At 37.7% G+C, this 12,236-nt stretch carries 11 protein-coding genes and 2 pseudogenes; 1 reads left to right on the plus strand and 12 read right to left on the minus strand.

Annotated elements, in window-relative coordinates:
• Nucleotides 1-708: 708 nt before the first annotated feature.
• The 11 genes and pseudogenes from GN217_RS18850 to GN217_RS03230 form a co-directional block, all read right to left on the minus strand.
• Nucleotides 709-924 (minus strand): helix-turn-helix domain-containing protein, encoded by a 216-nt coding sequence (locus GN217_RS18850; protein WP_232334313.1) that lies wholly within the window; start codon nucleotides 922-924, stop codon nucleotides 709-711.
• Between the two features lie 706 nt (nucleotides 925-1,630).
• Nucleotides 1,631-1,771 carry a hypothetical protein gene (locus GN217_RS03185; protein WP_156855198.1) on the minus strand — a complete coding sequence of 47 codons (141 nt, stop codon included), beginning with the start codon at nucleotides 1,769-1,771 and terminating at the stop codon, nucleotides 1,631-1,633.
• 52 nt (nucleotides 1,772-1,823) lie between these two features.
• Nucleotides 1,824-2,561 carry a glucosamine-6-phosphate deaminase gene (gene nagB / locus GN217_RS03190; protein ID WP_156855200.1) on the minus strand — a complete coding sequence of 246 codons (738 nt, stop codon included), beginning with the start codon at nucleotides 2,559-2,561 and terminating at the stop codon, nucleotides 1,824-1,826.
• 7 nt (nucleotides 2,562-2,568) lie between these two features.
• Nucleotides 2,569-2,739, minus strand: coding sequence for an amidohydrolase family protein (locus GN217_RS03195; RefSeq protein ID WP_156855257.1), 171 nt, complete (start codon nucleotides 2,737-2,739; stop codon nucleotides 2,569-2,571).
• Nucleotides 2,740-2,779: 40 nt separating this feature from the next.
• On the minus strand, nucleotides 2,780-3,850 hold the full coding sequence (locus GN217_RS03200; protein WP_156855202.1) for a DUF871 domain-containing protein: 1,071 nt from the start codon (nucleotides 3,848-3,850) through the stop codon (nucleotides 2,780-2,782).
• 72 nt (nucleotides 3,851-3,922) lie between these two features.
• Nucleotides 3,923-5,302 carry a PTS transporter subunit EIIC gene (locus GN217_RS03205; RefSeq protein ID WP_156855204.1) on the minus strand — a complete coding sequence of 460 codons (1,380 nt, stop codon included), beginning with the start codon at nucleotides 5,300-5,302 and terminating at the stop codon, nucleotides 3,923-3,925.
• A gap of 15 nt (nucleotides 5,303-5,317) precedes the next feature.
• Complete coding sequence (gene murQ, locus GN217_RS03210; protein ID WP_156855206.1) at nucleotides 5,318-6,208, minus strand: N-acetylmuramic acid 6-phosphate etherase; 891 nt, start codon at nucleotides 6,206-6,208, stop codon at nucleotides 5,318-5,320.
• A 108-nt stretch (nucleotides 6,209-6,316) separates the two neighbouring features.
• Nucleotides 6,317-7,168, minus strand: a complete 852-nt coding sequence (locus GN217_RS03215) for a MurR/RpiR family transcriptional regulator (RefSeq protein WP_156855208.1) — start codon at nucleotides 7,166-7,168, stop codon at nucleotides 6,317-6,319.
• A gap of 93 nt (nucleotides 7,169-7,261) precedes the next feature.
• Nucleotides 7,262-7,408: pseudogene (locus GN217_RS19355) on the minus strand (family 4 glycosyl hydrolase); the annotation flags it as partial.
• Nucleotides 7,409-7,517: 109 nt separating this feature from the next.
• A complete protein-coding gene (gene tnpA / locus GN217_RS03225) occupies nucleotides 7,518-7,895 on the minus strand; it encodes an IS200/IS605 family transposase (protein WP_156855209.1) in 378 nt (125 codons plus the stop codon).
• 279 nt (nucleotides 7,896-8,174) lie between these two features.
• On the minus strand, nucleotides 8,175-9,713 hold the full coding sequence (locus GN217_RS03230) for an AbgT family transporter (protein WP_156855210.1): 1,539 nt from the start codon (nucleotides 9,711-9,713) through the stop codon (nucleotides 8,175-8,177).
• 508 nt (nucleotides 9,714-10,221) lie between these two features.
• Here GN217_RS03230 and GN217_RS03235 point away from each other — a divergent pair.
• A pseudogene (locus GN217_RS03235) lies at nucleotides 10,222-10,752 on the plus strand (transposase); the annotation flags it as partial.
• Nucleotides 10,753-10,892: 140 nt separating this feature from the next.
• Here GN217_RS03235 and GN217_RS03240 read toward each other — a convergent pair.
• Complete coding sequence (locus tag GN217_RS03240; RefSeq protein WP_232334317.1) at nucleotides 10,893-12,224, minus strand: 6-phospho-alpha-glucosidase; 1,332 nt, start codon at nucleotides 12,222-12,224, stop codon at nucleotides 10,893-10,895.
• Nucleotides 12,225-12,236: the final 12 nt, after the last annotated feature.

Here is a 12,236-nt window from a genome sequence, read left to right on the forward strand (position 1 = left end):
TGAGGCCAAGGACAGTCACTACATCCCCTTTCCTTCGAATGACTATTCAAATAGTTACATAGTCACTAAATCAGCTGTTAGATTATATTTATAGACTAACGGCTGATTATATCGGTTAAAAAACACACTGTGGCCAAAATGGTTCAAGCCAGCCATTTTCTACATTGGTTTTCTTTTATGCAAAAATGGGGTATAATATATATAGAAAGTGATAATATAATAAAAACTGTTTGACACGACAACGCCAACGGTTTAGTGCCATAGCCCTTCAAGGGGGGCAGGCTCACATACGAAAAATAACCACACTAATTGCTTGCTAGGCTATGGGTGGTTGTTTTTTTGGTGAAAAGACAATATAGCGACAACTAACAAAAGTCAAATCCTGTATAGGTGCTTCAATTAAATAATGATTCTGATCTATATATTTTTTAGCTCTATCTATCAGGTTCCAACCTTTTGGATGATAGTTTTGTAAATAATAATTTACCGTCATACGAATTTCCGAACCAATTTCTCTATTTTCTTCCAAAACTTTTGATAAATCACTAAATGCAAGTTAAGGCATTTGGCCTATCCTCCATGTTATACGTTTCAATCATTTCACAAACACGGAGTAGTTGGTGTAATCCTTCTTCGCCTTCCTTTGATAAGGCACCTGATGAGAATACAGTTGATCTGGTATCTGATTCCACTGGTTGATAATCAAATCTAGTCAAGTCCTAAAACTTCGGCTAATTTCACAGAAAAGTCAAGAATATTGGATCGTTTCCCATTTAAATAATCAGAGAAATTTGATTCAGACATCCCCAGCCTCTTTTCAAGTCGCTTTCTTTTTAAACCTTCACCGTCAATAAAGGTATTAATATTCTCCAATGTTTGCGTTACATGACGATCTAATGATGATTGTTCATGAAAATTTGTCATTTACATCATCTCCTTAATCTAAGTATAACACGAACACCTTAGAAAATTCTTAAATACCGAATAAATATTCAGTATTTTTAATTATAATGTTTGCCCTAACCGTAGAAATGTTATTCTAGCATGGTAGATACTGAAATTAGAAGACTCGCGCATAAAACTTTCTATTAACATGGATATTTTCTGTTATTAACTTGTTTTATAGATAGTGAAGATGATACGATACAATATATAGTAAGAGATGTTTTTGTCAATATCTCGCTGTCACTCCCTGGATTGGGAGTGTGGATTGAAATAACAACAGAAGGACTTTATCAGTGCTTGATTGAAAGTCACTCCCTGTATGGAGTGTGGATTGAAATAATTACTGTAGGTTTTTCTTCTTCTAGTTTGAGTCGTCACTCCCTGTGATGGGAGTGTGGGTTGAAATAATGGGCTGATAACTATTGATAAAATCAATACTCGGTCACACCCTGTATTGGAAGTAATGTATTACAATTCATGAATCAGGCAAAAACATCCAACTTAATGTCCCTGTTGCTAATCTATTTAAAGTACCTTTCATCATATATACTAACAGACGCTATCCTTGTATCAGACCACATGCGAAAAGACATGACCATTAATTCATTAAAAATGCTGGTCTTGTCTTTTTGGAGGCTTATTCAAATGTTCCTAAGTAACAGGCTAACGAAGTTATATTTCAAAACTAGTCATCTTTTTCTGCTTTAAATGCCCCTGCTTTCTTTAAATCCATTTCATGAAGTATTTCATCGGACTTCTTGATAAGATCTTGCGTTTCTTTGAGCTTTTCATTTATTCTTTTCTGGGGCGACATTATTTTCAACATCTTCTACTATCTTTTCAATAACATCCTTTTTCATTTCAATAATCCCTTTATACTATTCAAAGTAAATATTTTCCACCCCAGATAATGCAGCTTCATCTGCAATTATCTCTACATGAGCATGTTTGTGTAAGATAGATGCCGGAAACTGCTCATCAACTGGCCCTTTCATTAACCTAGCTAAAGAATGTGCTTTTTCTTTACCGGAAATAAGCAGTAATATTTCTTTACTTTCCATAATCGTTTCTATTCCCATCGTTATTGCCTGTCTTGGAACTTCTTCTATGGATTGAAAGAATCTAACATTTGCATTTCGTGTCGATTCATCCAAATTTACCACATGGGTTCTACTTGTAAATGGAGTTCCCGGTTCATTGAATCCAATGTGACCATTTACACCAATGCCTAAAATTTGAACATCTACAAAGCCAACTTCACGTATGGCATCCTCGTAATCTCGGCATTCCTGTTTTAAGTCTTTCGCAGTACCATTCGGTAAATGAGTATTTTCCTTTTTTATATCAATATGGTTAAATAATTTATCATTCATATAAAAATGATAACTATTCGGATCATTCTTGCCCAAACCAACATATTCATCTAAATTAAAGGTTGTCACATTTTTAAAAGATATCTCTTCTTTTTTCTCAATCAAGTGTTTGTACAATCCTTCTGGGGTGGAACCTGTCGCAAGCCCGATGACAGGTTTCTTCAGCTTAACAATTTTTTTAAGAAGGTACTCCGCAGCTCTAGAACTCATTTCCTCATAATCTTTCACTTTTGTGATGTTCATTTTTACATTACTCTCCTTTAAACGCAATATCATCAAGACAAATAGTATACTTAATCGTTAATTTATTATCAACAGGCAAAATATCTGCATCCTTTCCTTGCGTAAAACTGCCCTTACGATCATACACCCCGTTTTGTTTAGCTAGATTTTCAGAGGTTATTTTTACAATATCCCGTATCGTAACTAATCATAGTGAACTTCTCGTAACCATGTTCTACTCACACCCATACAATTCGAAATTTCTGATTCTCTTTTAACCAACGAAGAATTGGTACATCCGCCTCAATTACTTTCCCCAATACATTTACACGCTCATCTGCTGGTAGATCTGTTAATGTTATCTGGATTTCCCCCTGATAGCGCATATATCTTTCATTATCAATCGTAATGGAACCAATCGGGCGCTCCACTGTGTTCTGTGGATGAACACCAATATCCCCATACTGTGCGTAACTTCTCGACTCAACGGAGCGAACAAGATCCCTTGCCGGATCAGCTCTATTTGTAAAAGGTTCCGCTGCTTTTTCCAATAATTCTTTATCTACTTCCTCGCTAGCAATCGCACGGACGACGATCTCACCTTGATCATAAGCACGAAATTGTTCACATGATGCATCACTAATCGTCACATCACCGACCATAATTTTATCGACATCTCCTACTTTTTCTAAATCTAAAAAGGCGGCGAATGGAGACACCGTTCGATGCTGTTCTAATGTAGGTAACTTTTCAAAAAGAGGGCCTCTTAATTTAGCATCACCCGGGATAAAAGCCATTACGGTTATACCAGCTTCTTTCAATTCATTATTTTTTTGAATAAAATCACTGAATCCAAGCCCTGTTTCTGGTCGCGGGTAATAGTTATGCCATGCCTCAACTGCAGCGACGTTAAGACCCATTTCTTTCATTCGGTTTAATTCATTTTTCGTAATCGTACTCGCATTCAAAGCAATGCGCATTTTATGAGATAAATCAATAATCGTCTGTTCATCTACACCATAATCAATTCTTAAACCTGTTAGCCCCCAGCTTAGTAGATTATCTGCAGTTTCCCAGTCAATTTCAAGTATTTCGAGTGAGTGGGGAGAGATATCCGCCATCAACTCCATCTCCAGCTCTGTAGCTACTTTTCCAAGTGCCCGGAGCTGTTCCTTATAAATTGTTTGATTTTCCTCTGGAATGTGGAGCGACGTGAAAATGGATTCAAATCCCATTTCTCGCATATTACGAATATAGGGGATTTGCTTAGCGATTGGTTCACTTCCTAGATAAATAGAAATTCCTAGCATCGTTATACCTCCGATTACCTATAATTAAAGAGAAGGAGGTCATGAATCAACCTCCAACCCATTTAAAGTTCATTAAATATTGTCTGCCATGCTTTCCTTGAAGCCAAATGTATATGTGAATAGAAAGCCAAACGCATACGAGATGACTAAACCTAGGAAATACGTGAGATATTGTCCATTTGTGATTAAAGGAATTAAAGACAAACCTGAAACACCAATTCCAGAAGACGCCGTACTCATAACAGCTTGGAAAGCTCCTCCAACCGCTGCACCCATACAAGCTGTCAGGAATGGTCTACCTAATGGTAGGGTTACTCCGTACATTAACGGTTCACCAATCCCCAGGAATCCAACGGGTGCACTCCCTTTAATAATATTCCGTAAGCGTTTGTTCTTTGTTTTCGCATAGATTGCTAATGCTGCACCAACTTGTCCAGCTCCACCCATCGCCAAAATTGTAAGTAATGCTGTTTCTCCATAAACGTTGATTAATTCCAGATGGATTGGGGTTAAACCATGATGCAATCCAACCATAACTAATGGCAGGAAGAATCCGGCTAGTATTGCACCCGCAATGGCTCCTCCTGTATCAATTAAAGAAGTAAGTCCAATGGTGATTCCATCTGACAACAAGCCCGCAACTGGCGCAATCGCATATAATGATGCGAATCCAACAACGAGTAACGTAATTAAAGGGGTAAAGATAATATCAACAGCGTTTGGCATGACCTTTCGTACATTTTTCTCAACAAACGTCATTAACCATGCTGCAAAAATTACGCCAAACAAACCACCCCTACCCGGTATTAACTCTTCCCCATAAATCGTGATGTCTGCAAGTAATGGGCTAAACAATATCATTCCTGCAATCGCCCCCATTACTGGCGTTCCACCAAATTCCTTTGCCGTATTCCAACCAACTAAGATTCCAAGTGACGCAAAGACAACGCTTCCAAACAGGAGTAAAATTTGCATCCATGTTTGCTCTCGGTCTACACCTGCGTTTACTGCAAAGTTAGCGAGTCCGTTAATAATCCCAGATGCAACAAGCCCCGGTATTAATGGTATAAATATATTTCCAATTTTACGTAAAAAGTTTTTAAAAGGTGTTCTATTTTTTGATTTAATCCTCTGCCTATCAAGTGCAGCTTTTTCTTCAAAGGTTAAATCATCTTCATCAGGTCCTGCATCTTCCCCAATGGCCAAACCTGTGATTTGACTCATCTCTGCCGCAACTTTATTCACTGTCCCTGGTCCAATAACAATTTGTAGGGTGTCGTCATTGATGACGCCCATTACACCATCAATATTTTTTAGATTCTCTAGGTTGACTTTCGAATTGTCTTTAATGGACAAGCGTAACCGCGTCATACAGTGAGCAATACGTTGAACGTTGTCCTTGCCACCGATATCTTGTAAGACATCTTTTGCAATTTTCTCCTCTTTCCTCATATGGACCCCTCCTATTTACTTAGCTAAAGCCCGACGAACAAAACCATCCGAATGCTCCAGTCTACTGACCGCCTCTTCAAACGAACATTGCAGTAAAATCATAATAATAGCGACTTTCACTTGATGCTTTGACTTTTCAAAATAGGTATTCGCAGTTTCAAAGTCAACCCCAGTAATCTCCATAATATTGCGTTTTGATCTTTCAAGTAATTTTTCATTTGTCGGCTTAAGATCTACCATAAAATTCTGATAAACCTTCCCAATTCCTACCATCGCTGCAGTGGATATCATATTTAACACCATTTTCTGAGCTGTCCCCGCTTTTAATCTAGTAGAACCAGTTAACACCTCTGCCCCAGTCGCTAATTCAATGGCAACGGAACCATAAGCACTCATTGCTGCATCCTTATTGCAGGAAATACTCACCGTACTGGCATTTTTCAAATTTGCATATTCTAATGCCCCAATGACGTAGGGCGTACGTCCACTCGCAGCAATCCCAATTACCGTATCATTTTCTGACAGCTGGATGTTCTTTAAATCATTCGCCCCTAGCGCTCGGTCGTCCTCTACCCCCTCAGCCGCTTGATAGAGCGCCTTCATCCCACCTGCCATAATTCCCTGTACCATCTCTGGTTCCGTACCAAATGTTGGCACACATTCCACAGCATCTAAGACCCCTAACCTACCACTCGTACCAGCACCTACATAAATGAGTCTTCCATTATTCTTAAATGACTTAATTGTTAATTTAACTGCCTTCTCAATATTTGGTAATTCTTCCTCTACCGCTTGTAAAGCGCTTTTATCTTCTTGATTCATAATACGTAAGATGTCCAGTGTAGACATTTCATCCAAATTTATTGTATGTGGATTTCTCGCTTCAGTCGTTAATTTATCGAGCATAACACCACTCCTTTACTAACTATTACCTTTATTGTACCTACCGTGAAATTAAAAGTCAACGGCACATATTGATATTAATGAAATTTAATTTCATTAATATCCAAAAAACTACCTTCTTAATTTAACGACATAATCTCTTGCTTCTTGGAATTCCTCTAACACATGCTCGCCAACCATATTAAAGATACAAATATAGAGTGTATCTACAATCGTCAATTGCGTCATCCTTGATGTGATACTACCAATACGAAAATCTTCTTCCACATTCGGTGTTGCTAATCGAATATCTGCCTCTTTATAAAGTGGTGATTTATTTATATTTGTAATCGCGATGACCTTCGTACCTTTTTTTTGAGCTATTCGAGATAAATCAAGGACTTCCTTTGTTTTTCCTGACATACTAATCGCAACAAAAACATCTTTTTCATTTAAATGGGGAACTCTTGAGAGCATATAATGAAAATCTGAATTAAACTCGACCTGAAAACCTAGCTTGGTAAATTTGTATAGCGCATCTATCGCAGCAATGGAAGAGCCGCCAATACCATAAAATACAATCTTTCTAGCATTTTTCAATACATGAACTGCTTCCTCTAAATCTTTTTTATTTAAAGACTCTTTCGTAGTCTCAATCGCATTTTTATTCACATGAACAACCTTTTGAAACATTTCATGGGGCGAATCCTTTTTCTGTAAAATTGTAAAATCCGTAATATACTCTTCTTTTACCGCTAATTCCTGAGCTAAAGCAATTTTAAATGTTTTAAAACTACCAATCCCAATTGTCTTCGCAAACCGAATTACGCTCGCTTCACTTACATCTGCTTTTAGCGCTAATTCCTTCGTCGTCATATTCGGAATTAGCTCCGCATGATTTAGTATATAGGTAGAAATCCGCTTCTCTGTTTTAGAAAATTGATTAAACTGATTGTGTATCCTCGTTAATAATTTACTTGCCATGTTGTACTCCCCTTTGGCTAAAGTTTGGTCGTTTAATAGTAGTATAGCAAATATGCAAATTGTGGGCGATTGTGAATGGGTGCTTATTTGCTGTACTAAACTATTTACAGCGCGGGGAAGCTCTCCAACTGTCAGCGGCACAGGTCCTTGCTTCGTAACCATACAGTTAACTTCCACCACTGTGTCATTAAGCAGATTCGTAATGGCACCGTGATTTAAACGACTAAAGCCTTTCTTCAGGCTTAAGTTCTACTCAAAGTCCTTATGCTTAAGTACATTTCAAATTTGACTGAACTCAATCTTCAATCCTAAATCTGTCGTTCTTTTCTTCACTAAATTGATTTGCGATTTAATTTCTAATCGTTTTTTCATCTACATTTCCAACGGTTGCACAGAAATAATCTCTTGCCCATAAATGCTGATCCCAATATTTCATTTTCAAATTTGGAAATTGATCTTGCAGAAGTCTCGAGGATCTTCCTTTTAGATATTGCATTATTTTACTTGGGGCAAGACTTGGCGGACACAATATCAATAAATGAATATGGTCTTTACCAACACTTCCTTGCAAGATTGTTATACCTCTTGTTTCACAACCTTGTCTAATTAATTCTCTGGTTCTATATGCGATTTGACCGCTTAACACCTTATATCTATATTTTGTTACCCAGATAACATGGTACTTGATATCGTAAACTGCGTGACTATTCTTCTTATATCCGTCCATACTATTCACCTCGTCCCCCTCAGTATGGACATCAAATGATAAGACTAAAAGCGGGTACCCTCTAAAAACGGTGGAATTAGACCACGCATTTGGAAATTAAACATTTAATGTCTGGATGTCGCACCTATCGTTATAAAATGGAGGATATTAAGTTACATGTTGTATCACTATAGTTAGCTCCCCCTCTTTTTTCAAATGTTCCGCTCCCAGTTCCAATAAGCAAAAAAGCGGGTCCTTCAGAGATGATCTGAAGAATCCCCACTTCTTGCTATTATTAGTTTATGGTTGATAAATTAATGGTCCACCTGGTCCTAGAGGGATACCAAGCAGCATCCAGATTATTAACATAAGTGTCCAACCTATTAGGAAGAACATAGAATACGGAACCATCGTAGAAATCAAGGTACCAATACCCATTTTCTTATCATATTTCTGTGCGAACGCAATAATGATTGCAAAATAGGTCATTAATGGCGAAATAATATTTGTGGAAGAATCCGCAATCCGATAAGCCATTTGAGTCAACTCCGGAGAATATCCAAGCTGCATCATAATCGGCACAAATACCGGCGCCATCATCGCCCATTTTGCTGAAGCGCTTCCTATAAATAAGTTAATAAATGCTGTAATCAAGATGAATAGTAAGATTAATGGAATACCAGTTAACTTCACACTCGTTAATAATTCCGCACCATATACACCTAATACTAAGCCCATATTCGTTTCATTAAAGTATGCGACAAACTGTCCTGCCGTAAAAGCCAACACAATGAATGTTCCCATGGAAGCCATCGTATCCGACATTTGGGCTGCTACATCTTTATCACTGCGGATCGATTTCGTGACTATTCCATAAACAAGACCAGGAATAAAGAATATAATCGCGATAATTGGTACTAATGAACTCATAAATGGAGACTGAACAATTTGAGCCATTGCATCACCTTCTGTCCCACGCAATGGCGCGCCTTTTGGTAAGACGAGCAATAATGCAAGTACAACACCAATAATTGTTGCTACACCAGCCCAGATAAGACCTTTTTTCTCTGTTGCTTCAAGACCTTCGAGCTCCTCTTTATATTCGCCTTTATAAGAGCCAAGACGGGGTTCTACAATTTTCTCTGTTACCCAAGTACCGATCACTGCTAATACAAATACGGAAACGGCAATAAACAACCAGTTCATTGCGATATTCATATTTGCTGCATAGGCAGGATCGATAATCGCTGCGGCTGCAATTGTCATCTCTCCAAGCATGGCATCTGTACCCGATAGTAATAAGTTGGCACTAAACCCTCCAGATACTCCAGCAAATGCCGCTGCGAGCCCTGCTAACGGGTGCCTGCCAAGTGCTGCAAAAATCAATGCCCCTAGTGGTGGCAATACAACATATCCCGCATCCGATGCCACACTAGACATAATACCTGCTGTAACCAATCCTAACGTAATAAATCGATTAGGTATGGATAAAACGAACCCTCTTAGTAATGCACTGATCAGTCCAGTCCGTTCAGCCACCCCTATCCCAAGCATTGTTAAAAGGACAACACCTAAGGGCGCAAAACCAATAAAGTTATCGGTCATACTCGTGAATATGTATTGAATTCCTTCTGCGCTCAATAGATTTTTAATTTCTACAATTGTCCCTTCTTCTCCGGGATGCTCTACACTAATCCCCAGCGGTTGTAACGCTGCAGATAGTAAAATAACAGAGAGTGCTAAAATTGCAAATAAGGTAGCTGGGTGCGGCAATTTATTTCCAGCCGATTCAATTTTATCCAAAGAGCGCAGAATAATCCCCTTTTTTTGTTTTGCCATACAAAATTTACCTCCTACATGCAAAAAAATATTGTGAAAATTATAACCTAACGGAGTCCTTCCTAAGTGAAGATTAACTACAATAATTAATCTATGATACTTTATTACTCTTCTTCAATACTCCTATCGCAACTAGGTTTCTATTATATTTTCACTATTCGAGCATAAAATAATAGACACAATGAGAATAATAACAGTTCCATTCAACTATTTCAATTTCGATCGAAGTTTAAACCTTTAGTACTTTTAATTATAATGTAAAAGGTAAATGTATATGCCCTATAAAATTCGCTCTAACTGTAGAAATGTTATTCTAACATGGTAGATTTTCGAACCTTTGTGTTTTATATTGAGGCTGGGACAAAACTCCAGTAAACAAAAAATTAAGGCGTGGGATCTACGCTAAAAAGTGTGGATCCCACGCCTTTTTTGTCGCTATTTTTGTAAACAAAAAGGGCACCTTTTGATAAAATTAAAGTGACCAAACAATAATTTTGGAGGTGCCCTTATGTTTACATATTATAACATGAACCAAGTAGTTTTGCCGCTAGATTTAGAAATTAAGTTGAAGGAAAATGATATTGCCTTTGCGATCCATGATCTTGTTGAGAGTATTCCGGAAGAGGCTTTCGAGGACTTCATACGACAAACCGGTCGTCCTGCGTACCATCCTCGTATGATGTTGAAAATCATTTTGTGTGGGTATACACAATCCGTGTTTTCTGGTCGTAAAATAGAAGCCTTATTACAGGATAGTATCCGCATGATGTGGTTGGCTCAAGGACATGAACCTAGCTATCGGACCATCAATCGTTTCCGTTCTAATCCACTCATTGAAAACATACTACGTGAATGCTTTGTCCAGTTCCGAAATCAGCTCGTGGAAAAGGAATTGATTGATGAGGAAGCCATTTTTATTGATGGTACAAAAATCGAAGCGAACGCAAATAAGTTCACCTTTGTGTGGCGGAAATCCGTTGAAAGATATAGTGATCAGCTGATTGAAAAGTCTAATCAACTGTATGATGAGCTGTTAGATTCCTCTCCCCGCTCCTTTACTGGATAAACTACAGCTAATAAAATATTAGAAATATGAAGAGAGGTAGATTCACCTACATTAATTAATACCTCTCTTCGATTTTTTAAACTTACTCTTTTATCACATTTGTAATGGTACACTTAAGATAATTCGGGCCAGAACTCCTTGTTAGCTTCATATAGATCATCTAGCAGTTCTTTTGCCACTCTAGCATTAGGAACAATTTTTGAAAGTGTCAATGCTTGCCATAGTTTTTGATATGAGTTCTCTATCCAAGCTTCTACAACAAGCTTTTCAACTGCTACTTGTTGTTCCATCAATCCCTTTTGAAAACGAGGGATATTTCCCATTGTTAATGGTTCGGGACCTTGACTTCCTACAACACAAGGTACTTCTACCATCCCTGTAGAATCAAAGTTATTGATAGCACCGTTGTTTTCAACGATTAGAAGCATACGTTCTTTCGTGTTATAAGCTATGGCACGTGCTAAGTCAACGATAAACGAAGCGTGTTCATCAATTTCAAGTTCTGTATCTTTAGCAGTTTGATTGTCAATAATCTTTTGACATTCACCGAACACAAATTTTTCGCGACCATCCATTACCTCATTAGCTCTTGTATACTCTTTGTTAGAGTGAGCAACCTCATCATCTGCATAGAAGTAATATTTTAAATAGGTATTTGGAACTGTCTCAGGATCAAGTGCTTGGACATCTTTCGCTTTGGCAAATGTGCTATTCCAGCTTGCCTCGGAATGTTGTTTACTTTTATCGGTTGTTACATAGCCATGCTTAGATACATGCTCTCGAATTTCGGGTAACAGATCATTTCCTTCTTTATCTCTAATATCAAACCACCAACCGAAGTGGTTTAGACCATAATATTTTACATCCAATTCTTTTCTAGAAGATAAACCAATGGAAGATGCCATTAATTCTTCAATTCCAATCGGCATGTCGCAAATATTTAATATTTTTGAGTTTGGACGTAATCTTCGCGTTGCTTCTGCGACAATTGCAGCTGGATTCGAATAGTTTAAGAACCACGCATCAGGTGAATACTTTTCCATATAGTCAACAAGTTCAATGACTGGACCAATTGAACGCATTCCATATGCAATACCACCTGGTCCGCAGGTTTCTTGTCCAACTACCCCATGTCTTAAAGGTATTTTTTCATCTTGTTCACGCATTACGTATTTTCCGGCTCTGATATGTGCCATAACAAAATCTATGCCAGTAAAAGCTATTTCAGGATTAGTAGTTTCAACAAAATTTATTTCAGGTGCTTTTTCTTTTAGTAATACTTTACAAGCCCCAGCAATTATTGCTTGTCTTTCTTTATCGTTATCATAAAGTTTCACTTCTTTAATTGGGAAACGATCAAGGTTTTCTAAAAGCATTAACATAATACCTGGAGTAAATGTACTACCTCCACCAGCAATTGTAATAGAAAATTTCCTCATTTTTATTTCCTCCTTAAA

The organism is Oceanobacillus sp. AG (assembly GCF_009746545.1).
In the GTDB taxonomy this organism is placed as follows: Bacteria; Bacillota; Bacilli; order Bacillales; family Amphibacillaceae; genus Oceanobacillus; species Oceanobacillus indicireducens.

Coding starts and splice junctions, on each gene's coding strand:
- GN217_RS03215 (WP_156855208.1), bottom strand. CDS start 7,168: ATGGCAAGTAAATTATTAACGAGGATACACAATCAGTTTAATCAATTT.
- GN217_RS18850 (WP_232334313.1), bottom strand. CDS start 924: ATGACAAATTTTCATGAACAATCATCATTAGATCGTCATGTAACGCAA.
- GN217_RS03185 (WP_156855198.1), bottom strand. CDS start 1,771: ATGTTGAAAATAATGTCGCCCCAGAAAAGAATAAATGAAAAGCTCAAA.
- nagB (WP_156855200.1), bottom strand. CDS start 2,561: ATGAACATCACAAAAGTGAAAGATTATGAGGAAATGAGTTCTAGAGCT.
- GN217_RS03230 (WP_156855210.1), bottom strand. CDS start 9,713: ATGGCAAAACAAAAAAAGGGGATTATTCTGCGCTCTTTGGATAAAATT.
- GN217_RS03200 (WP_156855202.1), bottom strand. CDS start 3,850: ATGCTAGGAATTTCTATTTATCTAGGAAGTGAACCAATCGCTAAGCAA.
- tnpA (WP_156855209.1), bottom strand. CDS start 7,895: ATGGACGGATATAAGAAGAATAGTCACGCAGTTTACGATATCAAGTAC.
- murQ (WP_156855206.1), bottom strand. CDS start 6,208: ATGCTCGATAAATTAACGACTGAAGCGAGAAATCCACATACAATAAAT.
- GN217_RS03205 (WP_156855204.1), bottom strand. CDS start 5,302: ATGAGGAAAGAGGAGAAAATTGCAAAAGATGTCTTACAAGATATCGGT.